The organism is Pseudomonas sp. TE3-3-F2023 (genome assembly GCF_036784815.1).
GTDB lineage: Bacteria > Pseudomonadota > Gammaproteobacteria > Pseudomonadales > Pseudomonadaceae > Aquipseudomonas > Aquipseudomonas pudica.
This window is the reverse complement of record NZ_CP145113.1, coordinates 3,115,502-3,140,147: the sequence shown is the minus strand read 5'-3', so window position 1 is coordinate 3,140,147 and position 24,646 is coordinate 3,115,502. Positions and strand designations below refer to the sequence as shown.

Annotated in this window: 19 protein-coding genes; 9 read left to right on the top strand and 10 right to left on the bottom strand. The window is 66.2% G+C overall.

The genetic code is table 11. The features are described from left to right. Positions 1–15: 15 nt before the first annotated feature. On the top strand, positions 16–933 hold the full coding sequence (locus V3314_RS14205) for a LysR family transcriptional regulator (protein WP_046613933.1): 918 nt from the start codon (positions 16–18) through the stop codon (positions 931–933). Positions 934–991: 58 nt separating this feature from the next. Here V3314_RS14205 and bcsC read toward each other — a convergent pair whose 3' ends face one another. Genes bcsC through V3314_RS14160 form a run of 9 tightly spaced genes read right to left on the bottom strand, consistent with a single transcriptional unit; the run spans position 992 to position 14,692 of the window. Next, complete coding sequence (gene bcsC / locus V3314_RS14200) at positions 992–4,510, bottom strand: cellulose synthase complex outer membrane protein BcsC (protein WP_196188202.1); 3,519 nt, start codon at positions 4,508–4,510, stop codon at positions 992–994. After that, a complete protein-coding gene (gene bcsZ / locus V3314_RS14195) occupies positions 4,498–5,613 on the bottom strand; it encodes a cellulose synthase complex periplasmic endoglucanase BcsZ (RefSeq protein ID WP_338459145.1) in 1,116 nt (371 codons plus the stop codon). Before bcsZ ends, bcsC begins: the two co-directional genes overlap by 13 nt. Continuing rightward, positions 5,613–7,895 (bottom strand): cellulose biosynthesis cyclic di-GMP-binding regulatory protein BcsB, encoded by a 2,283-nt coding sequence (gene bcsB, locus V3314_RS14190; protein WP_338459144.1) that lies wholly within the window; start codon positions 7,893–7,895, stop codon positions 5,613–5,615. The genes bcsZ and bcsB overlap by 1 nt, the downstream gene beginning before the upstream one ends. Then, entirely contained in the window at positions 7,892–10,501 is a 2,610-nt protein-coding gene (gene bcsA, locus V3314_RS14185) for a UDP-forming cellulose synthase catalytic subunit (protein ID WP_338459143.1), read from the bottom strand. Before bcsA ends, bcsB begins: the two co-directional genes overlap by 4 nt. Next, entirely contained in the window at positions 10,498–11,205 is a 708-nt protein-coding gene (bcsQ, locus tag V3314_RS14180) for a cellulose biosynthesis protein BcsQ (RefSeq protein WP_085601383.1), read from the bottom strand. The genes bcsA and bcsQ overlap by 4 nt, the downstream gene beginning before the upstream one ends. Then, a complete protein-coding gene (gene bcsR / locus V3314_RS14175; protein ID WP_338459142.1) occupies positions 11,202–11,420 on the bottom strand; it encodes a cellulose biosynthesis protein BcsR in 219 nt (72 codons plus the stop codon). The genes bcsQ and bcsR overlap by 4 nt, the downstream gene beginning before the upstream one ends. Further along, positions 11,417–13,036, bottom strand: coding sequence for a cellulose biosynthesis protein BcsG (gene bcsG, locus V3314_RS14170; RefSeq protein WP_153670587.1), 1,620 nt, complete (start codon positions 13,034–13,036; stop codon positions 11,417–11,419). Before bcsG ends, bcsR begins: the two co-directional genes overlap by 4 nt. Then, complete coding sequence (gene bcsF, locus V3314_RS14165; RefSeq protein ID WP_085601381.1) at positions 13,029–13,214, bottom strand: cellulose biosynthesis protein BcsF; 186 nt, start codon at positions 13,212–13,214, stop codon at positions 13,029–13,031. The genes bcsG and bcsF overlap by 8 nt, the downstream gene beginning before the upstream one ends. Further along, on the bottom strand, positions 13,211–14,692 hold the full coding sequence (locus V3314_RS14160) for a BcsE family c-di-GMP-binding protein (protein ID WP_338459141.1): 1,482 nt from the start codon (positions 14,690–14,692) through the stop codon (positions 13,211–13,213). The genes bcsF and V3314_RS14160 overlap by 4 nt, the downstream gene beginning before the upstream one ends. A gap of 354 nt (positions 14,693–15,046) precedes the next feature. Between V3314_RS14160 and V3314_RS14155 the strand changes: the two genes are divergently transcribed. Further along, positions 15,047–16,900, top strand: coding sequence for an ABC transporter ATP-binding protein (locus tag V3314_RS14155; RefSeq protein WP_046613943.1), 1,854 nt, complete (start codon positions 15,047–15,049; stop codon positions 16,898–16,900). A gap of 103 nt (positions 16,901–17,003) precedes the next feature. On the opposite strand, the gene V3314_RS14150 is transcribed toward V3314_RS14155, so the two are convergent. Then, positions 17,004–17,831: an IclR family transcriptional regulator gene (locus V3314_RS14150; protein ID WP_039613319.1), complete on the bottom strand. Its 828-nt coding sequence runs from the start codon at positions 17,829–17,831 to the stop codon at positions 17,004–17,006. 249 nt (positions 17,832–18,080) lie between these two features. Here V3314_RS14150 and V3314_RS14145 point away from each other — a divergent pair, with 249 nt between their 5' ends. Genes V3314_RS14145 through V3314_RS14115 form a run of 7 tightly spaced genes read left to right on the top strand, consistent with a single transcriptional unit; the run spans position 18,081 to position 24,595 of the window. Next, positions 18,081–19,100: an ABC transporter ATP-binding protein gene (locus V3314_RS14145; protein WP_085601379.1), complete on the top strand. Its 1,020-nt coding sequence runs from the start codon at positions 18,081–18,083 to the stop codon at positions 19,098–19,100. Next, on the top strand, positions 19,097–19,966 hold the full coding sequence (locus V3314_RS14140; RefSeq protein WP_338459138.1) for an ABC transporter permease: 870 nt from the start codon (positions 19,097–19,099) through the stop codon (positions 19,964–19,966). The genes V3314_RS14145 and V3314_RS14140 overlap by 4 nt, the downstream gene beginning before the upstream one ends. A 4-nt stretch (positions 19,967–19,970) precedes the next feature. Beyond that, positions 19,971–20,765, top strand: a complete 795-nt coding sequence (locus V3314_RS14135) for an ABC transporter permease (RefSeq protein WP_025339622.1) — start codon at positions 19,971–19,973, stop codon at positions 20,763–20,765. 14 nt (positions 20,766–20,779) lie between these two features. Beyond that, positions 20,780–21,070 carry a (2Fe-2S)-binding protein gene (locus tag V3314_RS14130; protein ID WP_024086802.1) on the top strand — a complete coding sequence of 97 codons (291 nt, stop codon included), beginning with the start codon at positions 20,780–20,782 and terminating at the stop codon, positions 21,068–21,070. Beyond that, positions 21,067–22,425 carry an FAD/NAD(P)-binding oxidoreductase gene (locus tag V3314_RS14125; RefSeq protein WP_153670585.1) on the top strand — a complete coding sequence of 453 codons (1,359 nt, stop codon included), beginning with the start codon at positions 21,067–21,069 and terminating at the stop codon, positions 22,423–22,425. Before V3314_RS14130 ends, V3314_RS14125 begins: the two co-directional genes overlap by 4 nt. Beyond that, on the top strand, positions 22,422–23,555 hold the full coding sequence (locus V3314_RS14120) for an FAD-dependent oxidoreductase (RefSeq protein ID WP_085601376.1): 1,134 nt from the start codon (positions 22,422–22,424) through the stop codon (positions 23,553–23,555). Before V3314_RS14125 ends, V3314_RS14120 begins: the two co-directional genes overlap by 4 nt. After that, a complete protein-coding gene (locus tag V3314_RS14115) occupies positions 23,552–24,595 on the top strand; it encodes an ABC transporter substrate-binding protein (protein WP_015269996.1) in 1,044 nt (347 codons plus the stop codon). Before V3314_RS14120 ends, V3314_RS14115 begins: the two co-directional genes overlap by 4 nt. Positions 24,596–24,646: the final 51 nt, after the last annotated feature.

The window sequence follows — 24,646 nt, the reverse complement described above, 5'->3', positions numbered from 1 at the left end:
CACCAGGAGCCTACCGTGTCACTGACCCTGCGCCAGGTCCGCTACTTCGTCGCCACCGCCGAGATCGGCCAGATTTCCCAGGCGGCAATCCACCTGAACATTTCGCAGTCTGCGGTCACCACGGCGATCAAGGAGCTGGAGGCGATGCTCGGTGTGCTGCTGTTCCAGCGCTCGGCCCAGGGCATGAGCCTGACCGAGGCCGGCCGCCACTTCCTGAACCGCGCCTACGTGATTCTGCGCAGCGTGGACGATGCGCTGAACAGCCCGCTGCCGGATGTTCGCGCCAGTGGCCTGCTGCGCCTGGCGGCCAGTTATACGGTGATCGGCTACTTCCTGCCGCATCACCTGCAACGGCTGGAACACTGGCACCCGGACGTGACCCTGGAGCTGTACGAGCAGGAGCGCAGCGCCATCGAGCAAGGGTTGCTGGAGGGGCGTTTCGACATGGCAGTGGTGCTCACCGCCAACCTCACCCACCCGGACATCGTCTCGGAAACCCTGTTCAACTCCGAACGCCGACTGTGGCTGCCTGGCCATCATCCGCTCTGCGAGCGCTCGGCGGTAAGCCTGGCCGACGTGGCCTGCGAGCCGTTCATCCTGCTGACCGTGGATGAGGCCGAGCAAAGCGCCATGCGCTATTGGGAACAGGCCGGTCAGCGGCCGCAAGTACGGGTGCGGACCAGTTCGGTGGAGGCCGTGCGCAGCATGGTCGCCAATGGCAGCGGTGTGGCGATCCTGTCGGACCTGGTGCACCGGCCCTGGTCGCTGGAGGGCAAGCGTATCGAGACAGTGACCATCAGCGACCCGGTGACACCGATGAGCGTTGGGTTGGCCTGGCACCGGGAACGAGCGTTCAGCCCGGCAATGCAGGCTGTGCGCAATTACTTCCATGGTGCATTCCTGGCGCCGCAGCAATTGTCGGCACGGCGCTGACCGCCCTGCAGGCCTGGGCCTTCACGGGCAAACCCACACACAGCGCCTGCATTCGAAATCAACGCCACTCGCTATAGGGCTCCAGCGGTGTCACCGGCAGCGCCAGGTTGCCCCGCCACGGCTCGAACAGGTAGCGCAGGTAGAGCATGCCATGGCTAGGCGCATAGTCATCACTGTGCTGCCAGTCGAAGCCGGCGCCCAACACCCAATGGTCGCTCAGGCGCCGTTCGAACAGCCCGCGCAGGCGGTAGCCCAGGCCGCTGCTGTCGCTGGCGTCGTTCATGGCATCGATATTGGAGCCAACGTCATACTGGGCCAGCACCTTGCGGTTGACGTGCGCATCCGGGTACAGGCGGCTACGGCCGCTGTGGGCCTGGGACCAGCTGACAGAGCCTTCCAGCAACACCGACCAGTCGTAGTTGCGCCAGGCATAGCTGACCGGCACGCCAACCGATGTGTAGCGCTGCGGGCTGTAATAGCCGCCCTGCCCCAGGCTGTAGCCGCCCAGGTCCTTGTCGTGACGCCAGTGCATCAGCGTAAGGCCCACGCGCACACGCTCATCGGCTTTTTCCACCACGCGGTGGTACCAGCCGGCCATGGCTCGGGTGCGCTGGTTGTCGGCGACGTTCTCGCCATACAGCCAGTGGTGCCCGAGGCTGGCCCAGACGCCATTGTCACCGCCCTGGTCCCAGCTCAGGCCGAGCGTGGCGCCATTGGCCGTGACCCCGCCCCAGCGCACGCCCGTACGCGGGTCACGTGCCCCGGCAAAGGACAAGAGCGAGTTGCTCATCGGCCGCCGCGAAGCGGTCAGCGACCAGCCGACCTGACCGAGGTCGCCATTGACCGTCGCGCCACCCAACCAGTTGTTGATGGCGTAACCCTGAGTGGTTCCCAGATCAAAGGCCCAGCGGCTGCCCTGCCAACCCAGCGCCAGCACGCTGCCGTCCGCCGTCTGCGAACCACCATCGCAGGCGGGGAGCGACTTCCCGTCGGCGGTGCGGCCAACAAACTGGCAGCTACCGAAATCCGGGGTATAACCCCTTTGGTCGTTCTGCTCGAACGAGCCCGCATCCATGCCGATGCGCTCCACCCGCGCAAAGGCGGTGCCGTCCTGCCAAGGGGTATCGACGTGCAGCAACGTCGACTGGGTACTCAATTCGGACGTGCCCGGCGTACCGTCGTCCTCGCGCCAACCGTAGTCGTGCATCAGCGTCACATGGGTATTGCGCTGGCGATACAGCGCATCGACGTCGCTGCGCAGGCTGCGTGCCAGCCAGTCGTCGTCATCCTGCTCCCGGCTGGCCAGCGTCAGTGCACGGTCGTCTCGTGGCGACACGGCAGTACGCTGGAGCAACTGCGCATCGGCCATCGCTGCAGCGTAAAGGTCCAGCGCCCGTTGCGGGTCATCCTGCGCCACCAGGCGGGCAGCGTCGCGCCGCAACAAGGGATCGGGGCGAGCCTGCTGCGCTGCGATCTGGTCGAGCATTCTTGCCGCCTGGTCGTGTTCGCCCAAGGCCACCCAGACAGCTGCCAGGCGCCGCTGGGCGTTGCTGTCATCGGCAGCCAGTTGCGGCACCTGCACAGCCAGCATGTGCCGGGCCTGTGCCAGGTTGCCTTCGGCCACCGCGCTTTCGATCACGCCCAGGCGCGCCTGGGGTTGCCCAGGCTGCACGGCGAGCACGCGCTGGTAATAACCGCGCGCCTTGCCAGGCTCACCATTGGCCGCCGCCCAGTCAGCCAGCAGCATCAGGTCATCGGTGCTGCCTTCGCCACGCGCCAGGCCGGCCTCGAGCAGGCGGGTCGCTTCAGCCGTACGGCCTTGTGCCTGCAGCTGCTGTGCCGAAGCCAGGGTCATGCGGCGGCGGATACGCTGCTCCAGCGCATGCATGTCAGCGTTCCAGGCCCCCTGCGGCACCGCGCCCAGGCTGTCCAAAGCCAGCGCATCGCGGTCACTGGACTCCAGGAACAGGCCATGGGCATAACGGGTAGATGGATCGCCCGGCTGGTGCTGTACGATCCTGGCGAATGCCGCATCGGCTTCGGCGGTGCGCCCCAGGTGACGCAAGCTGTTGGCCAGCTGATAGACCAGCCATGGCTCATCGGGTGCCAAGGCCGTGGCCTGGCCCAGCACCTGGCTGGCCGCCGCCCAGTCCTCACGCTGCATGGCCTGGTCACCTTGTTGGCGCAGGCGTGCGAGTTCCAGGCTGCGGCGCAGGCTGGCGAACTGTGCCTGCTGCCGAAGCGGCAGGCTGTCGAGGTACGCCCGCGCCTTGTCGGGCGATTGCGCCTGGTACACACGCACCAGGCCGCGCACGGCACTTTCGTTATCCGGTGCCATGCGCCGAACCTGCAGGAATTGCCGCTCGGCGGCAGCGGTATCGCCCTCGGCCAGCGAGACATCCGCCAGGCCCAGCAGGGCGTATTCCTCTTTCGGGCGCTGCTGGCGAGCCTGCTGGTAGAAGGCGCGGGCCGCGCGCAGGTCTTTCGCCTGCAGTGCCCGCTCCCCTTTGCCGAGCAGGGCCCAATACTGGCTGGACGACTCCAGGTCCTTCCACTGGCTGATCCAGTAAGTGTCCTGTTCCTTGGCACTTGCCGCCCGGAACGCCGCATTGGCGTCTTCGTAGCGGCTCTGGCGCATCAACGCATAGCCCAGTGCCCCCTGCAGGCTGGCATCATCCGGATACTGGCGCAGCGCCCGACGCAGTTGTGCTTCGGCTTCAGCGTTGCGGCCCTTGTCGAGCAATGCCAAGCCCCGTCGGCCAGCCTGCCAGGACGGGTCGGCCAGCAGTTTGCGCTGCTGTTGCAGAGTCTCGCTGGCCTGCGCCTGCAACGGTGAGGCCGGGTAACGCTGGAGAAACGCTTGCCAGGCCGCCGCGCTGGCGGCGCTCACCGCTTGCCCGGACAGGTAATCGAACTCACGCTGGGCAGCGGCATCCCGTGCGCCGGGGTCGCGCGACAGCTGGTCGAGCAAGGCCAAGGCTTCACGGTCGCGATTTTCGGCGAACAGCCAGCCGGCGAGGGTCTGGCGCAACCCGGCACTGCCGGGGTACTGCCGGTCCAGCTGCTGCAACTGCCTGATCGCCTCGGGGCGCTGGCCCGGGAGGTTGCCGCGCACGCGCCAGTAGTCCAGGGCCAATTCCAGGCTTGGCGGTTCACCAGCGAACAACTGTTCATAGGCCGCCAGCGCCTCTTCATTGCGCCCGGTGACCGCCAGCAGGCGAGCCTGCTGCAATTGCCGCACGCGCTCAGGCTGCTGCAGCTCGAGCAGGCGCCTGGCCTGGCGAGCCTGCAGACTGCCAGGCGCGATAGCGCTGATCCGGTCGCTCAACTGCTCGGCATCGGTACTGTTCTTTTCGCGCAATGCCAGGCTCAGGGCCGCCAGCAACACATCCGGGTTGCGCGGCTCGAGCAATTGCAACCGCCCCAGTGCATCGCGCACCAGGTCATCACGATGCAGCGCCTCGCCACGACGCACCTGGTCCAGCAGCCATTGGCGCTGTTCATCGGCATCCTTGGGTTGCGCGGTGGCCTGGCAGGTCACTGCCGCCAGCATCAGCACACCGATCATTCGCTGCATGGCGCGCTCCAGGCCGGCAACAGGCGGCCACGCGAGTCGAAACGGTAACGGCCTTGGTCCCAGCCTTGGCCAAACAGCGCCAGCACCTGGCTGTAATAGGCCTTGGCTTCGACTGGCTGATCGCGCAGGCGCTGACGCTGGGCCGCCAGGCCCGCGACGTGCTCCGGCGCTGCTGCCAGCAACGGCAGCAGCGCCGCGGAGAAACCTGCCGGGCCATGGCCACTGGCAACACCGCTGTGCGCATCCACATGCTCTGGCGGCAGCCCCTGGCGCGTGGTCAATGCCGCCATCGGGGCATAATGGGCCACCAGTTCGGCGCGCTGCGCCGCGTCCTTGGCCAGCATGCCGACCCATAGGTAGACGCGGATGGCGTCGTAGTCACCTTCACTGCCATGTTGCGGGTCCGCAGCCAGTTCACCGGCGGGCGTCCACAGCAGCCAGTCCGGGGCAAAGCCCTTTGGCGACGAAGCCAGCCACAGACGCCGCGTGTTGGCCGCCAGCTCGCCCCACAACGGGTCGACCAGGCTGAAGCGATCGAACAACTGCAGCGGCAAATAGCTGGGATTCAAGCGGGCACCGCGGGCATCCTCGAAGCCGTAGTCCCCCGGCAGCAGCATCACCCCCAGGCCCGGCAGCTTGCGCACGGTCTGCGCGGCGATACGCCACAGCAGGCGCTGACCCAGTTGCGTGTAGGCCGGCTCGTCCCACAGGCGCCCGGCTTCAAGCAGGCTGTAGGCAATCCACAGGTCGGCATCGCTGGCGTTGTTGGCATCCAGCACCTGCCACTGCTGCTGGCCGTTGCGGCCCCACAGCCAGGCGGGCAGATGCCGGGCCAGGTCGCCCTCCGCCAGGTTGTTGCCGGTCCAGCGCAGCAACTGCGCGAAGGCTTGCCGGTCATTGCCCACCAGGGCAAAGAACAGCGCATAGCTCTGCCCTTCCGAGGTGGTGATCAGGCGCTCGTCGCTCGGGTCGATGACCCGACCGTCGACACTCACCAGCTCGGCCTTGAAGCGGTCCCAGGCCGGCCATGGGCAAGCCGGTGCGGCACTCGTGACAACGGGCAGGCCCAAGGCGACCAGCCCTACCAGCAACTGACGCATCATCACTCCGCCTCACCCAGGCGGCGCTTGCCTGCCCAGCGCAGTGCCCGCCACAACAGGAAGGCGAACAGCACCACGCAAATGGCCGCGATCGCCGCCAGCAGCACCGGGTGCTCGGACAGGTGGAACCACAGCAGCAGCCACCACGGCAGCGCGCCTACGAAGTAGTGCTCGCCGACGAACTGGCTGGTGACGCCACTGCTGCGCACCAGCGTCACCGAACCGGCCACCGCATCGAGCTTGCCCACATCTCCGAGCACGTCGCGCAGCAACGCTTGGTCGCTATCGCTGTTGGCCAGCAGGGCGACCACACTGCGCTGCTCGTGGAATGGTGACTTCAGCCCGGTGATGGCGGCAATCGGCGCCTGCGCGCTGACGGCCACACGGCTGCTCGCTGCGACCGCTGCGGTATCGAAGCGCTGGCTGCCCGGCAGCCCGGTACTGCGGCCCTGGAGCAGCCAGTCCCGCTGGGCGCTGAGCAGCAGACCAAGATTTGGCGCATCCCCCAGGGCCTCGGGCAGGCTGCCGAGCAGCAGCAAGTCGGCATCGGCCGCTGCGGCCTGCGCCCAGTCATCGACCAGCCGCAGGCCAAGCGCCGGGTAGCCGATCTGCCCGGCCAGCCCGCCGACCGCATCGAGCAAGGTGCCCACCTGCATCGCCGTGGGCTTGGCCGGCATGACGACCAGCGTTTCGGAAAGGTCGGCCATGCGGCTGAACGGGAAACCGCTGCGGGCGAATGCGCGCAGGTCGGGCATGGCGATGTAGTGGTGGTAACCGGACAGGTCGATGGTCGAGTTGTCGTCGATCGCCGCGCGCACATCCACTGGCAACGAGGTCTGGCAGCGGTCGCGCTGGGCGCTGCCCAGGGTGCTGGCAAAGCTGAAATCGAAGCGCAGGCGGTTGCGGTCGCCGATCTTCAACGCCGGTACCAGCGACTTTTCGGTCAATGCGCTGTTGTCACCCGGTAGCACCGCCAGGCGCATTTCCTCGAGCGTACCGCCGCGCCGGTCATTGCCCACCAGCGGCATGCTGGTGATGTACTGGTCATTGACACTGATGCTCAGGCGCGATTCGTCGCTCACTGCCGGGGCCGTGTAGCGGTACAGCGTACGCAGCGGAATGCCCTGGTTGCGCCACACGAACAGGTCCGGCGGCAGGTTCAGCTCCAGCGTCACCGGCCGCGGTTGCAGGCCGCTGACCTGCAACTGCTCGGGGTAATCGAGCAGCTCGGCGAAGCGTACCGGGCGGTCGGTGCGTGTCCAGTTCGGTGCATCATAGGGCTGGCGCGGCTGCAGTGCCGTCATCTGCTCGACCTTCACCCGGGCACCGCGGAACAGGTTGTTGCCAACCGCCAGCGCCGAAGCGGCCTTGACCAGGTCATCGTCGTTGCGGCCCAGCACCAGCAGCACCTTGCTGAAGCGATCGTCCGGGTGGTCGATCATCTGCAGTACCGGGCCGTCCACCGGCGGGAACTGCTGCAAGTCGGCGAGGAAGGCCGGGCGACGGTCGTTGCTGGCAAACACGATGCTCGGCGTGGGTCTGTCGCCACGGGCCGGCAGGCTGTCGTACAGCACCGGGAAGGTCGCCTTGCGCCACCCGGCCTGGCTGCCGAAGTAGGACGCCAGGATCGCCGCCGCACGCTGCTCGCCCAGGCTCGGCACGCCGCTGAACACCACCGGCAGGGTTACCTTGCCAGTGTCGCGCACATCGAAGAACGGCAGCGGGAAGTACGCCAGGTCGTTGTCCAGGGCCAGGGCCTGTTCGTGCAGCTGTACCTGGCTCTTGCGGTTCAGGTTCAGCCAGAGGCCGCTGTGCGCAGGGTCTTCGCAGATGTCGGTGTAATGCCCGACGAACTCCAGGCGTACCCGGTTGAAATCGCTGAGCAGCTTCGGGTCCAGTGGCAGTTGCCGGCGCACGCGCTGGCCAAGCTGGTCCTTTTCCACCGGCACCACGCCCATCAGTTCGTCGTTGAGGTACACGCGCAGGTGCGACAGGTTCGGCAACAGCGCGGGCGATGGCGTGTAGTCCAGCTGCAGGCTGGCGTCGGTGGCCAGGCGGTCGCGCCGCAGGCCGAATTCGATATGCTCGCTGTTGCGCACCCCCAGCAACAGGCTGTCGGACGCATGCCCGAGCTGCTCGAAGGTTTTCGCAACCGGCCAGTTCGGTACCGTGGGTACGGCTGGCTCGGCAAGCGGGGCTACAGAGGCGGCAGCGGCGCTCTGCGACAAGGCAGCAAGCAGCGCCATCGCCAGGCCCCAGGTACGCGCGGGATAACCAGTCATCATGCGTCTCGATCAACAGGGTTCAAGGAAGGGACAGGCCGCGGTGTGCGCGGCCTGTAGCTGGCCAGCCAGTTCGTCAGCGCGTGCAGTGGGCGCAGCCATGCCCGCACCCATGGCGGCAAGTGCTCGACCAGCCGCAGGTAACCGACACCGCCCAGCTTCAGCACGTCGACCAGGCTGCGCAGCGGGCGGTCGACTTCGTGCTGCTCGCTCCAGCCCAGCCAGGCATCGGCGCGGGCGAAGGTGCAGTGGACCAGGTCGATACGCTGTTGCTGGCCGAGGTCGTGAAACACCAGGCCAACGTGTTGCCCGACGGTACGGGTGACACAGGCCTGGAAGGCGAACTCGCGCTGGCCGCGGTTGAGCAGCAGGCGTACCCGCTCCCCCGCTTGCAACTCAAGGCCCCGGTGCAGCTGCAGGCCGACACCACCGTCGGAGTAGTCGACCAAGGTACAGGGGTAGGCGTGACCGCTGGCCAGCACCAGCCCGGCCGGCAAGCGCATCTGCACCCGGTGGGCGCGGCGCACCTGGCGCACTTCGGCAGCCACGGCGACGGCGGCGCCGATGATCAGCAGGTTGTAGATCACCCATAGCGAGCTGACGATCACCGTGCCGATCTCCGCCGCCGGGCCGGTGAACAGGCGCCACACGGCGAAACCCAGGCCCGCCACGTTGAGCGCCGCCAGCCACAGGTAGGGTTGGGCGATGCGCCAGTCGAACTGCTCCTGCTCCATCAGGCCGCCCTTGGCGGTGACGTTGAACTTGCCCTTCTTCGGCGCGAACAGCGCGACCGTGGTCGGGCGGGCGATGTACCAGGCCAGCACGGTCTCGTAGACCTCGCCCCAGAAGGTCTGCCGGTACTTGCCCTGCATGCGCGAGTTGGTCAGGCTGGCGTGGATCATGTGCGGCAGCACGTACAGCAGGATCATCAGCGCCGGTGCGTAGATGATGTAGGCATGCAGCAACAGGAACGCCAGCGGCGCGGTCAGGAACACCAGCCTTGGCAGGCCGGCCAGGAAGTGCAGCATCGCGTTGGCATAGCACACCCGCTGGAACAGGCTCAGCCCACGGCCGAACAGCGGGTTGTCGGTACGGAAGATCTGCACCATGCCCCGGGCCCAGCGAATGCGCTGGCCGATGTGCGCCGACAGGCTCTCGGTGGCCAGGCCGGCCGCCTGCGGAATGCTCAGGTAGGCCGATGACCAACCCTGGCGGTGCATGCGCAAGGCGGTATGGGCATCTTCGGTCACGGTTTCGACGGCGAAGCCGCCGATGCTCTCCAGCGCGGTACGGCGCAGCACGGCACACGAGCCGCAGAAGAACGCCGCGTTCCACATGTCATTGCCATCCTGGATCAGGCCGTAGAACAGCTCGCCTTCATTGGGGCGCCGGCGAAACGAGCCCAGGTTGCGCTCGAACGGGTCGGGCGAGAAGAAATGGTGCGGCGTCTGCACCAGCGCCAGCTTCGGGTCCTTGAGGAACCAGCCCACTGTCATTTGCAGGAAGGAACGCACCGGCACGTGGTCGCAGTCGAAAATGGCGATCAGCTCGCTGTCGGTCACGCCCAGCGCATGGTTGAGGTTGCCGGCCTTGGCGTGGTTGTTGTCCGGCCGCACGATGTAGCCCACCCCCACTTCGTCGGCGAACGCACGAAACGCCTCACGCCGGCCGTCGTCGAGGATATAGATGCGCAGGCACTCGCGCGGCCAGTCCAGGCCCAGGGCAGCGAGCACCGTGGTGCGTACCACCGACAAGTCTTCGTTGTAGGTGGGGATCATCAGGTCGACGGTCGGCCAGTGCGCCGGATTAGCCGGCAGGTTCGCCGGCTTGCGCTGCAACGGCCAGCTGGTCTGGATGTAGCCCAGGATCAGCACGAACCACGAATAGGTTTCTGCCGCCAGCAGGATCACCCCGCACACAAGGCCCGTGGTGTCGTTCCAGTTCAAGGTCGACGTATAGCGCCACCACAGGTAGCGGCAGGAGATGAGGGTCGACAGCACGATCAGCATCAAGGTCGGGAAACGACCCGGCATGTGCCGCACCAGCAGGGCGATGCCCAGCAACAGGCAGATGAACACCAGCTGCGCCAGGTAGCCGAACGGTTCGGTCACGCACAACACGGCCAGGCCGATGGCGCCCAAGGTCAGCACACCGTAGAAAACCCACCGGGCGAACACGCTCAAGCCGCGCAGGCGTGCCGAGGCTCGCTGCCTGAAAGCGCTGGCGCGGTAGCGCGCAGGCAGCTGCTGCAGGCGGTCGATCAGCAGGCCATGGTAGCGGCGCAGCACCTGGCGCATACCGCGCAGCTGCGCCTGCACTGCCCCCCAGGCACGGCGGGAAAACCCTGGTTGGCGAGGCAGCGGTTGGCGCCGGAGCAGCAGCCACAGGCTCTGAATCAGCAGGCGCAGCGGGTCGCCCAGGCTGGGGCGCTTGCCCGCCAGTTGCGGGTACAGCCGCTGCCGCTCGGCCAGCAGGGCTTGCCAGGCAGGCGACTCCAGGCGCAGGAGCAGGAAGGCCAGCCACACGCCAAGGGTAAACAGCCACGCGACCGGCTGCCGCGCACCACGTGTGCGGAACCAGGCGTAGGCCGACAGGGGGTTCAGGGTCACGACTGGCGCCTCGTCAGGCAGCGCACCGCCAGGCTCTGCACGTCCCGGCAAGCCAGGCTCTGCGGCGCGTAATGGCCAAGCGGTGCCTTGTGCGCCAGGGCTTCGAGAAACGCCTCGTCGCGGTGCACCACCTGGATCGGCAGGCGATCACGGAACAGGTCGCGCCACACCATCAGCAGGTCGCTCTGCAAGCGGCTGGCGGGGTCGTAGCGGTTGACCAGCAACAGGTCGTAGTGCTCGACCTGCCGGCGCCCGAGCAGCAGGTGGCTGGCCATTTCGGCCTCGGCCACCAACACACGCACGTCAGTCTCGACACTTTGGCCAGCGGCATCGGTCGGCAGTTGCGGCAGGTCGAACAGCAACCAGTCGAAGTGTTCGGCCAGCTCGGCCTGGCGCGCGCGCCAGGCCTCAGCGTCGGGCAAAGGCGGCCGCGTGCCGGCAGGCAGACTGCCGAACGGCATCAGGCACAGGCCATCGAGCACTTCATACATGGCATCGATGTATGGCCGCCCTTCCCGCTCGGCAAGCGCCCAGCCCTCGCGCGTGTCGAGGGGCAGGTTGAAGTGCAGGCCGAGCAGGTTGCTTGGGCACAGGTCGACCAGCAGCACCCGCTCACCTACGCCCTGCAACGCATGCCCCAGCGCGGCCAGCAAGGCACTGCGCCCCAGGCCACCGCGAACGCCGTGCAACGCAAGGCTGGTCATGGCGACAGTACCTGGCGCCGCGGCGCCGTCGTGTACAAGGTGCTCTGGACGCTGCTCCGGCAGCTTTCACCCAGCAGCGGCCAGCGCTGCAAGGCCTGCTGGACACCCACCAGCAACGAAATGTCCTGGTAGTTCAGGTCCGGCATGTCCAGATGCTGGCGCAACTGGGCGATATCGTCGCTGCGGTCGGCAGGGTCTGCCTTGCCAGTGATCATTGGCGCTCCTTCGGAACAGGTTGCCAGTCGGGCTGGCCTTGCAGGCGCATGTAGGCACGCCCCTGGTAGTTCATTACCTGCGCACCTGCGGTTTCCGCGACCTGTTCGGTGGTCGGCAGGTCGCTCAGCAGGCTGGGCACATCCAGCACCTGCTGCTGGCCCAGGCCCGCATACACGCGCGAGATCAGTTCGGACAGCGCCAGGTAGCTGGTGGGTGCCGAGACGTGCAGCGGCTCGTTGCGGGCAGGCTGGCCCATGCCGATGAACTTCAGGCCGACCGGCACATGGGTAATCGATGGGGTGGGGATTTCACGCATGCCCGACAGCTGCATGCGGTCGCCATGCAGCGCGGCGCCATGTTCCGGGACAATGGCCACGACCACGCGGCGGCCGCTGCGCTCCAGTTCATCGAGGAAACTGCCAAGCTCACCGAACAGCCGGGTGGCGCGCGTTGCGTAATCAGCCACGCGGGTACCGCCGTCGGCGGTGACGATCCGGTTGCCGTCATGCAAGCTGATGCTGTTGTAGAACAGCGACACATGCTCGGCCGGCGCGCCTTTGCGCTGGCCCCACCAGCGGCGCAGCACCTCCAGGTCGCTGGCGATCGGCGAACCGTCGAAGCCGACCAGTGCCCGCGGGAAATCGGTGTTGCGCAGGCCGGGTTGAGGCATGTGCTGCTGGGTGATGTCGCCGATGAAATTGTCGAAGCGGCCGCTGTGGTTGAGCAAGGTGTTGCTCTGGAAGCCGAGCCTGGCCAGGTTCTGGAACAACAGGCACTGCTCCGGGGCAGGCTGGTACAGGCCGGAGTGGGACGACTGCCCGCAGCTGGCACGCAGCACGCGGATGGCCGCCGGCCCGCTGTAGGACGTGGCCGAGTTGAACTGGTCGAAGATCACGTCCAGGCGCGAAAACAACGGGTTGTCACGCAACCCCACGGCAGACAGGTCATCCCAGGCCAGCGAGCAGATGTTGATCACCAGCAGATCGAACGGCTGCTCATCGGCCTTCACGGCCGGGAATGCTGTCACCCGTTCACGCTCACTGGCAAAGAACCGCTCGAGCCAGCTGTCGAGCGTGGCATTGTCGGCAACCACGGTGGCCTGCGCCTGCTCGGTGGGGCTGGCAGCCGCGGTGCCAGGCGCCTGGCCCGGGTGGAACCCCAGCGCTGGCAGGCCGCCGATCGCCAGCCACGCCAGCCCCAGCAGGCTCAGGGTACTCAGCCGCAGCCAATGGCGCAGGTACAGGTAACCCACCAGCAACAGTGCCAGCGCGCCCAGCAGGTTCCAGTTGATGAAGCGGCCGAGCAGTTCGAGCAAGTAGTCCCACGAGAAATCGAACACCCCCGGCTGCGCCAGCAGGCGGCTGAAGGGTGGCAGCCAGGTGTCCTGGTAGAACAATGCGATGCCAACCGGTACGGCCACCAGTTGCCGCGCGATTCGCAGCCACCTGCCTGGCAGCGGCACCAGCAGAAACGCGGCGAACAACAGGTTCGGCAGCGCCTGAAAGTCGAGCATGCCAAGGGCGACCAACAGGAACTTGGCCAGAAAATAGAGGTTCCACCCGCCCAGTCCAGGCCAGCGGGCCGGTACCGGGAGGGTGGCGGATAAATTAGTCATTACGGGGTTCCTGGCGTGCAGCGCGGTGGCGTACGCCCAGCGGTTTCAGGTAACGGGGTGGAAGGCGGCGGCGCAACCAGCCGCGCAGCGTGGCGCGCAGGCGTAACAGCAGCAGGGCCAGCGCCAAGGTGACCAGCGCCGTAATGCCGACCACTTGCAGCAGTTGCGCGAAGTTCATGCTGTACCCCGCTTGCCCAGGGCCACCCGGCGCGGCGCCAGGGCCGGCCTGGCCTGGGCGGTCAACTGTGCCGCCGCGTCAAGCCGGGTTGGCTGTGGCACGCGGTCGTCGAGGAAGGCCGGGGTGGCCAGGCTGTCGACACCGGCAAGCACCTCCTGGCTGATGAACAACTCTTTCCACGACAACTGGAAGATGTGGTCAAGGGCTTGCTCGACGCCTTCGGAGCGGCAGGCGAAAAGGAACAGGAACAGCACATCGCCCACCACGCAGGCGATGTCGCCGTCACGGCGGAACACCGTGCGCGAGCAGGCTTGCAGCGGGGTCAGGCCAGGGGCCGGGCGCAATACCAGCAACTGGTGGGCGATTTCGCCGTTGCGCACCCCGTGCCACATGGTCTGCACGGCTTCGGCGAACGCGCGCGGCGCCACCAGACCACAAATGGCCAGCGGCCGCAGGCGTGCGAGCAAGGCATCGAAATCGCTTGGCAGGCGCCGGCGCCAGAGGTAACCCTGGATGCTCTCGACCATGGTCAGGAAGCGCGACAGGCTGGCACCGAACGGCACGATCTGGCTGGCCCCGCAGGCCAGCAGCAGTTGTTCATCCTGGTAGCGCAGGGTCGGTGCCATCTCGCGCACCACCAGCTTCAGGGCATTGCCACGCAATTGGCGCAAGTGGTGCAACTGGCGCGCCAGGCTATCCAGGCGCTGCCCGCCGTCCATGGCGAAGATGACCGTGGCGGAAACCGCCCTGCCAGCTTTGGCCCCCAGTTCCTCGAGGCTCTCGCAGACCTGCCAGTGCTCGGAGAAGGCTGGCGCACCTTCCAGTACCGGACGCTGTGCCAGGTACAACAGCTCGTCGCCACCGGTGTCGCTGGGGGCCTGCGGCGCCCCGGCGGCGGCGAAGCCTGTTTCAAGCCGCGCCAGTTCCACGTCGCGCGTACCGGTTTTGCCGAGCGGGTTGCTCCAGAAATGCTGCAGGTAGCGCACCCCGCCTTTGCCGCGATACACCTGGGCCAGGCCATCGACGCCCTGGTTGAACGCACGCAGGCGTTCTACCAGCCCGGCACTCTGGCCGCTGCTGATGACCAGCAATAGCGATGCCTCGGCCAACAGGACCGGGCGCAGCGCGTTGCACCAGCCTTCGACGTTGCCAGCACCCCAGACCTCGGCAGGCGCCAGCAGCACCAGCACCCGCCCGGCGGCGTCGATACGCGGCAGGTCATCGACCAGGTGCCGGGCGGCTTGCGGGTTGGCTTCGTACAGCGCCAGTTCGCCGGGGCCCTGCGCGGCATCGAGCGCACCCAGCACATCACCGATCGCTTGCGCATCGGCGATCAGGGCTGCGCGCGCGTGCTCCGGCAGCCCCTCGACCACTTGGCGGCATAGCAAGGTGGCGTCTTCTGCGTTATCACAGGCCAACCAATACAGTCCTTGTACATGAAGCTGGTTGCTTTCGGCGTCTAAGCCGGAGATAGCCAACCACGGCGTTCCGTTCGTCAAAACACTGGCTCTGCAAAAGTAAATTGAGGCGGGTTGAAGGGTAACTTTGACTTGCCTGTCGCTGAGCGCACATGACGCACGTCAAAAAAACGGCAAACAAGATCTCCATCTTTAAAAGCCGTCAATTCTACAGCAGTAAGGCAAAATGAAATCAAGCGGAAATGTAATAATTTGCAAACTTTTGTTAACAACAAGCGTTGGGCCAGTGTCAGTCAGTTAAGGTCTGTCGGCTTGCCGGGGCTGCCCTGCAGCCCACGCCCGGCTTGTCGACAGCGAATGCATCGCTGGGTCATGGCCACCGGCCAGGCAAGAATTGATCTTCCGGAGACAAGCATGTTTCGTATCTTTGAGCGCTGGCTCGACCCTTTCCCACCCGACGAGATACCTCCGCCACCCGTTGGCCTGCTGCGCTTCATGTGGGCCTGCACCCGAGGGGCGCGCGGCTACATCCTGGCACTTGCACTGCTCAGTGCCGGGGTATCGATCTACGAAGCCTGGCTGTTCGCCTTCCTCGGCCAGGTCGTGGACCTGCTTTCGGCCTGGCAGGCCGGCGGTAACATCGGCCCCGAAGAAACCCGGGTGCTCTGGGGTATCGGCATCGTCCTGCTGGTCAGCATCGGGTTGGTGGCGCTGCGCACCATGCTTCAGCACCAGGTACTGGCGATCAACTTGCCGCTGCGCCTGCGTTGGGACTTTCACCGGCTGATGCTGCGCCAGAGCCTGTCGTTCTTTTCTGACGAGTTTTCCGGCCGGGTCACCACCAAGGTGATGCAGACGGCGCTGGCGGTTCGCGATGTGTTGTTCACCCTCATCGAGATCCTGCCCGGGATCGGCGTGTACTTCATCGCGATCATCGCCCTGGCCGGTGGCTTTGCCCTGAAGCTGATGCTGCCATTCATTGCCTGGGTCGTGCTGTTCGGCCTGGCCATGCTGTATTTCGTGCCGCGTCTGGGCAAGGTCGGCCAGGAGCAGGCCAACGCCCGATCATCGATGACCGGGCGGGTTTCTGACGCCTATACCAACATCACCACGGTAAAACTGTTCTCGCACGCCAACCGCGAAGCGCATTTCGCACGCGCAGCCATGGAGGATTTCAAGCAGACCGGTTTTCGCCAGATGCGTCTGGTCAGCCAGTTCGAAATCGTCAACCAGGCACTGGTGGTGGGCCTGATCATGGCTGCCGGTGGCTATGCCCTGTGGTTGTGGCACCAGGGCCAGGTCGGCACCGGGGCGGTGGCGGCGATCACCGCCATGGCCTTGCGTATCAACGGCATGTCGCACTGGATCATGTGGGAGATAACCTCGCTGTTCGAGAACATCGGCACCGTGCAGGACGGCATGGCCACCCTCACCCGCGGCCCCAAGGTGAAGGATGCGCCCGGCGCTACCGAACTGGTAACCAAGGGCGGCGCGGTGAGTTTCGACAAGGTCGGCTTCAACTACAACGGCGAGCGCCAGGTGCTCGACGACCTGAGCCTGCACATCCGCCCGGGCGAAAAAGTCGGCCTGGTCGGCCGCTCCGGGGCCGGCAAGTCCACCTTGATCAACCTGCTGCTGCGCTTCTACGACGTGGACCGTGGGGAAATCCGCATCGACGGGCAGAACGTGGCCAAGGTCACCCAGGACAGCCTGCGCAGCGCCATCGGCATGGTCACTCAGGACACCTCGCTGCTGCACCGCTCGATTCGCGACAACATCGCCTATGGCCGCCCCGATGCCACCGAAGCGCAGATCCGCGCCGCTGCGGCCAATGCCCAGGCCGATGGTTTCATCAGCCAGCTCAGCGACCGCCAGGGCAACACCGGTTACGACACTTTGGTGGGAGAGCGCGGCATCAAGCTGTCAGGTGGTCAGCGCCAGCGCATCGCCATTGCCCGGGTGATGCTGAAGAACGCGCCGATCCTGCTGCTGGACGAAGCCACCAGTGCGCTGGACTCGGAAGTGGAAGTGGCCATTCAGGAGAGCCTGGATGAAATGATGCAAGGCAAGACCGTCATCGCCATCGCCCACCGGTTGTCGACGATTGCCGCCATGGACCGGCTGATCGTGATGGATGAAGGGCGCATCATCGAACAAGGCACCCATGCGCAACTGCTGGCGAAGAATGGGACTTATGCGCGGTTGTGGCAGCACCAGAGCGGCGGGTTCCTGGGTGAGGACCAGGGCGTGGCCGAGGCGATGGAGTAGGCCTGTATGGGAGCGGGCCCGGCGAACACCGGCAAAGCCGGTGCCATGCGTCGACCTCCATCAGTTTTCCATCACGACGATGGACTGAGCTCAATCCTGGCCCTCAACCAAACACATGCGAAGGCCGGCGCAGCACCGGGTCGAACGGGTTGACCCGCTCGCCAATCGCCGCGGCCTCGCGCTTGAGCAGCGCTACCACGGTCGGCATGCGGTTGGGCCCCAGGCGGTCGCTGATGGTCGCCACGCTCAGGGCCGCCACCGCATGGCCGTTACGATCGAGGATCGGCACCGCCAGGCCGGCCATGCCATCGAGCACTCCGGTATTGCGCCCGGCATAACCGAGGCTGCGCACATTGTCGATTTCGGCGCGCAGCATGACTTCGTCGTAATGGTGGAAATCCTTCAGCCGCGGCAGGTTGTAGCGGATCACCTCGTCGCGCTCCTCCTCCGGCAGGAAGGCCAGGATTGCCAGGCTGCCCTGCCCCACCCCCAAGGCCACACGGCCGCCGATATCACCGGTGAAGGTACGGATCGGGTATGGCCCTTCGCTGCGGTCCAGGCACACCGCATCGAACCCTGAGCGCGCCAGCAGGAACAGCGAATCGCCCAGCGAGGCCGACAGCCGCAGCAGGCTGGGGCGCACCACATCGCGCAGATTGCCGGCTTGCCCGGCCTTGGCCGCCAAGGCAAAAAAATCCAGGCTCAGCCGGTAGCGCTTGCTGGTCGCGCACTGGTCGACCATGCCTTCTTCAATCAGGCTGCGCAGCAGGCGGTGGGTCGTGGGTTGCGCCAGGCCAACCCGCTGCGCCAGTTGGCTGACCTTCTCGCCCTCGCCACCGCAATCTCCCAGCGCACGCAACACGGCGAACAAACGCGACACTGCACTGACACCTACTTCCTTGGCCTGCTCATTTCGTTTATCGGAATCCATTTTTCGTCAAACCTTAGAAAATTCCAGTCAGCGGAATAATTTCAAAATAGCTGTCACCCAGTGAAATTACCCTTTGTCGCCATCCTAATCATTGCCCTACTCTCCGGTCCATAGGGCGATATCACAACATCGGCCGCCGCCACAGCAGCGAGCGCCAACGTCCGTAAAAGCATTGCTTTTCGCCGCTGGCGCTCTGCCCACCCTGAAACTGCCGGTTGACCCCGGTTCCGTTTGCGATGGAGCACAGCCATGACCTTTCTGTTGATCGACAAGCTTTGCAAGCGCTATGGCGCCACGGAGGCAGTGGCCAGCTCGTCACTGGCCATCGAGAAAGGCGAGTTCGTCTCCCTGCTTGGCCCTTCGGGCTGCGGCAAGACCACCACCCTGCAAATGATTGCCGGCTTCGTCGAGGTCACCAGCGGCCGCATTGTCCTCGACGGCCGCGACATCACCCACGCCAAGCCGGCCAGCCGAGGCCTGGGCGTGGTGTTCCAGAGCTACGCGCTGTTCCCGCACATGACCGTGCGCGACAACGTCGCCTTCGGCCTGCGCATGCGCAAGGTGGCCAACGCCGACATAGCCCGCCGGGTCGACCAGGCCCTGGCGCTGGTGCGCCTGGACAAACATGCCGAGCGCTACCCACGCGAACTCTCCGGTGGCCAGCGTCAACGGGTGGCCCTGGCCCGTGCACTGGTGATCGAACCGCCGGTGCTGCTGCTGGACGAACCGCTGTCCAACCTGGACGCCCACCTGCGTGAAGAAATGCAGTTCGAGATCTGCCGTATCCAGAACGAGGTCGGCATCACCACTTTGATGGTCACCCACGACCAGGCCGAGGCGCTGTCGATCAGCGACCGGGTGGTGGTGATGGAAGCCGGGCGCATTACCCAGGTCGATGACCCCTACCGCCTGTATGAACACCCGGGCACGCCTTTCATTTCCGACTTTGTCGGCAAGGCCAACCGCCTGCGCGGCGTAACCGGCCCCGGCGGGCAACCGCAGGCGGATGCCCAGGGCCCGCTGACCCTCAGCCTGCGCCCGGAAAAGATCAGCCTCGGCCCGGCCGGCAGCGGCAAGCTCGCAGGCCGCATCAGCTGCCGCTACTTCCTCGGCAGCCAATGGCTGTACAGGGTCGACACCGCCCTGGGCAACCTGGCCGTGGTGCGTGCCAACGACGGCAACACACCGCTGGATGAAGGCACACAGGTCGGCCTGGACTGGAACGATGCCCTGCTGCGGGTGCTGAACGCTGGCGAGGTGGCGGCATGAGCACGGCAAAGCTGCGCAGCAGCGCCTGGGGCTATGGCTTGAGCAGCCCGGCGCTGCTGTTGTTCCTGGCCTTGCTGGTGGTGCCATTGGGGCTGACCGTGCTGCTGTCGTTCAACGCGTTCGACTACAGCAGCGGCATCCAGGCCGGCCAGTACACCTTCGGCCATTACCTGAGCCTGCTGACCGACACCTACTACTACGAGATCTTCTTCCGCACCTTCTGGATCAGTGCCCTGGTCACCCTGCTTTGCGTACTGATCGGCATCCCCGAGGCCTTGGTGCTCAGCCGCATGGGCGCGCCGTGGCGCTCGATCTTCCTGATCCTGGTGCTGACCCCGCTGCTGATTTCGGTGGTGGTGCGAGCTTTCGGCTGGAGCCTGCTGCTAGGCGCCGACGGCCTGGTCAACCAGGGCATCACTGCTCTCGGCGGGCAGCCGGTGAAGCTGCTGTATACGCCGTTTGCAGTGATCATCGGCCTGGTCCACGTGATGCTGCCGTTCATGATCATCCCGGTGTGGACCTCGCTGCAAAAACTCGACCCGGCTGCCGAGCAGGCTGCGCTCTCGCTGGGTGCCAGCCAGTGGACGGTGTTCCGCCGCATCGTGCTGCCACAGATCATGCCCGGCGTGCTGTCGGGGACGCTGATCGTGTTCGGCCTGGCCGCCAGCTCGTTCGCCATCCCAGGCCTGCTGGGCGGTCGCCGCCTGAAGATGGTCGCCACCATGATCTACGACCAGTACCTGGCCGAACTGAACTGGCCGATGGGTGCAACCATCGCCGTGGCCCTGCTGCTGATCAACCTGCTGGTGATGCTCAGCTGGAACCGATTGGTCGAACGCCGCTACAAACGCGCACTTGGAGTCTGAACCGATGACCCGTAACGGCCCGCTGGCCCTGTCCTTTCACGCCCTGGTGATGCTGTTCATGCTCGCCCCGCTGGTGGTGGTGTGCCTGGTGGCATTCACCCCGGAAAACACCCTGAGCCTGCCCACTGCCGGCTTCTCGCTGCGCTGGTTCAGCGCCGTGTTCGAGCGTGCCGATTTCCTCGATGCGTTCTACAACAGCCTGAAACTCGCGGCCCTGGCTGCCTCGCTGGCCACTCTGATCGCCGTGCCGGCGGGCCTGGCGATCACCCGCTACAGCTTCCCCGGCCAAGGCTTTCTCAACGGCCTGCTGCTATCGCCGATCATCATCCCCCACCTGGTGCTGGGTGTGGCCTTGCTGCGGCTGTTCGCCCTGCTGGGGGTCAATGGCAGCTTCGCCTGGCTGGTGTTCGCCCATGTCGTGGTGATTACCCCCTACGTGCTACGCCTGGTACTGGCTGCAGCCATCGGAATCGATCGCAGTGCCGAGCAGGCTGCGCAAAGCCTGGGCGCTGGCCGGGTCACGCTGTTCTGCAAGGTCACCCTGCCGATGATCCTGCCCGGTGTAGCCGGCGGCTGGCTGCTGGCCTTCATCAACAGCTTCGACGAAGTGACCCTGTCGATCTTCGTCACCTCGCCTGCCACCCAGACCCTGCCAGTGCGCATGTACGTATACGCCACCGAATCCATCGACCCGATGATGGCCGCCGTCTCGGCGCTGGTGATCGCCGTCACCGCCCTGACCATGGTCGCCCTGGACCGCGTATATGGCCTGGACCGCGTGCTGGTGGGCAAGCAATGACAAGGAACGCTCCCATGCCCCTGTTCAAGCGCGTGGCCGAACACGACCGCGAGCCTGTGCCTTTCCTGCTCGACGGCCAACCGGCCAAAGGCATGAGCGGCGATACCCTGCTGACTGCCATCCTGACCAATGCCGGGCACCTGCGCGGCAGCGACTTCAACGCCGAACCACGCGCCGGCTTCTGCCTGATGGGCGCCTGCCAGGACTGCTGGGTACGCCTGCAGGATGGCCGCCGGGTACGCGCCTGCTCGACCTTTCTGGAACCGGGCCAGTGCGTGACCCGCGACCCGGGGCGCCAGCCATGAGTGCGATCGTGATCATCGGCGCCGGCCCGGCCGGCATCCGCGCCGCGCAAACCCTCGTAGCCCACGGCCTGCGCCCGGTGCTGCTGGACGAGGCCAGCCGCGGCGGCGGGCAGATCTACCGCCAGCAGCCGGCCAATTTTCGCCGCTCGGCCAAAGCCTTGTACGGCTTCGAGGCCGGCAAGGCCCAAGCCCTGCACAACACCCTCGAGCAACTGCGCGGGCAGGTCGACTACCGCCCGGACACCCTCGTTTGGAACGCCGAGAACCAAGTGCTGGACACCTTGCAACAGGGCCACCTGGCCGACCGCCTGGCGTTCGACCGGGTGATCGTCGCCACCGGTGCCACCGACCGGGTGTTGCCGATACCCGGTTGGACCCTGCCTGGGGTCTATACCTTGGGCGCTGCGCAAATCGCCCTGAAGTTCCAGGGCTGCGCGATCGGTGAACGGGTGGTGCTGGCCGGCAGCGGGCCGCTGCTGTACCTGGTGGCCTACCAGTATGCCAAGGCCGGTGCCAGGGTCAGCGCGGTGCTCGACACCTCACCGTTCAGCGCCCAGGTGCGTGCCCTGCCACGCCTGCTTCTGCAACCGGGCACCTTTGCCAAGGGCCTGTACTACCGAGCCTGGCTGGCCCGCAAGGGTGTGCCCGTGCACCAGGGCGTGACCCTGCTGGGTATCGACGGCGAGCAACGGGCCAGCGGTGTGCGCTGGTTGAGCAATGGCCAGCAACACGACCTGCCGTGCGACGCCATGGCATTCGCCCACGCCCTGCGCAGTGAAACCCAACTGGCCGACCTGCTGGGTTGCCAGTTCGCCTGGAGCGCGCTCAACCGCGCCTGGCTACCGGTACGTGATGCCCAGGGCCGGGCCAGCAGCCCCGGCGTATACCTGGCAGGCGACGGTGCCGGCATCCTCGGTGCCGACGGTGCCGAGATGAGCGGTGAACTGGCCGCCCTGACACTGCTGGCCGACCTCGGCAAGCCCGGCAACCCGCAGCGCCAGCAGCAACTGGAAAGGCGCTTGGCCACCCTGCAGCGCTTCCGCCAGGGGCTGGAACAGGCCTTTCCGTTTCCCGAGCAGTGGGCACGGCAAGCCCCGGACCAGCTCACCGTGTGCCGCTGCGAGCAGATCAGCGCCGGGGAAATCCGCGCCACCGTGCGTGCCGGGCACTGGGAAATCAACCGGGTCAAAGCCATGTGCCGAGTCGGTATGGGCCGCTGCCAGGGCCGCGTGTGCGGTGCTGCTGCCGCCGAGTTGATCGCCTGCGAAAGCGGTCGGGCCATTGACCAGGTCGGGCGCCTGCGTGGCCAGGCTCCGGTCAAGCCCCTGCCCTTTGGCCTGGAGATAAAACCATGAAGCTGATCGAAGTGGATGCCATCATCGTCGGCGGCGGCATCGTCGGCAGCAGCGCTGCCTTGACCCTGGCCCGCGCTGGTCGGCAAGTGGCATTGCTGGAACGCGACTTCTGCGGCTCGCATTCCAGCGGGGTCAACTACGGCGGTGTGCGCCGTCAGGGCCGCTCGTTGGCGCAGCTGCCATTGTCGATGCGCGCCCATGCCATCTGGGGGAATCTGCGCGAGTGGATCGGCATCGATGGCGAATACGCCCGCAGCGGCCACCTTAAGCTGGCACGCAGCGAAACCGACTTCGATGCCTTGAAGGCCTATGCCCAGCGTACCCAGGCTTTTGACCTGCGCCTGCAACTGCTTGAACGACGCGAACTGCGCCAGCGCTTCCCCTGGGTGGGCGATATCGCCGTCGGCGCCTCGTACTGCCCCGAAGACGGCCATGCCAACCCACGGCTGGTGTCACCGGCCTTCGCCCAGGCGGCCAGGCGCAGCGGCGCCCAGGTGCATGAGCAGTGCAAGGTGCTGGAGGTGGGTCACGACGGCTACCGCTTCAGCGTACACACCAGCAGCGGCCAAGGCTTCAAGGCGCCCTGGTTGTTGAATTGCGCCGGCGCCTGGTCGGCGCAACTGGCCGAGCGGTTCGGCGAGCCGGTGCCGCTGACCGCGGCCCACCCGGCCATGCTGGTTACCGAGCCGCTGCCGCTGTTCATGACCGCCAGCACCGGGGTCGAAGGCGGCGGCATCTACGCCCGCCAGGTCGCGCGTGGCAACTGCGTGCTGGGCGGCGGGCGCGGTTTTGCCCTGACCCCGACCACCGCACGCCCGGGCCAGGCCGCAGTACTCGACATCCTGCGCAACGCCACCGAGCTGTACCCGGCACTGGCGGGCGCCCAGGCCATACGCACCTGGAGCGGCACCGAGGGTTACCTGCCCGATGACGAACCGGTGCTCGGCCCCAGCCTGCGCCAGCCTGGCCTGCTGCATGGTTTCGGCTTTGCCGGTGCCGGCTTCCAGATAGGCCCGGCTGCCGGTGAAGCGTTGGCGCAATGCATCCTGCACGGCGCGCCGGCACTCAGCCTGGCGGCTTTTTCCATCAACCGCTTTCAGCCCAACCACTACAAGGAAAACCTGTCATGACGCACAAGCAACGTTTGCTCGCCCTGTTCTGCACCGTGCCCGGCCTGTTCGCCTGCCTGCCCGCCATGGCCCAACCCACGCTGTACCTGGGCATGAACGGCGGCACCATGGAGCGGCTGTTCAGCGACAATATCCTGCCAAGGTTCGAGCAGGCCAACGGGGTGAAGGTGGTGATCGTTCCCGGCACCTCGGCCGACATCCTGGCCAAGGTCCAGGCCACGCCGAACAAGCCGTCGATCCATGTGATGGTGCTGGATGACGGCATCATGTACCGCGCCATCGGCATGGGCCTGTGCAGCACGCTCAAACCCAACCCGACCTTGGCCCAGTTGCCGGAAAAGGCTTTGATCAAGGACAAGGCCGCCGCAGTCAGCCTGGGCGTGACCGGGCTTGCCTACAACAGCCGCTTGTTCAAGGCCAATGGCTGGGCAGCGCCTACCTCATGGAACGACCTGGCCGACCCGCGCTTCAAGGACAAGGTGGTGTTCCAGTCGATGGCATCGTCCACCTTCGGCCTGCATGGTTTCCTGATGTACAACCGCCTGCACGGCGGCAGCGATACCGACGTCAACCCGGGCTTCGCCGCCTGGCAGAAGAACGTGGGCCCGAACGTGCTGGAGTACATCCCCAACTCGGCCAAGCTCTCGGAAATGGTGCAAACCGACGAAGCCGCGCTGTTCCCGCTCACCCCCACCCAGGTGACGGCGCTGAAGCTCAAAGGCATCCCGGTGGAGTACGCCGCGCCCAAGGAAGGTGCCGTGGTGCTCAACCAGGCCGAATGCGTCACGGCCAACAACGACCAGCCGGAGCTTGCGCAGAAGCTCGCCGAGTTCCTGCTCAGCCCCGAGGCGCAGTCGCCGGCACTGGAGCTGGGTGACCAGATCCCGTCCAACCCCAACACGCCCACCAGCGACAAGACCCGTGGCCAGGTCGAAGCCATGCAGACCTACCTGCAGACCGCCGTGACCATCGACTGGGACCAGGTCAACACCCAGCGCCCCGAGTGGAACGCGCGCTGGAACCGCCAGATCGAAAGATAAGCCGAGGGCCTGGGCCGCTCCCACCCCTTTGCGTACCCTGTGGGAGCGGCT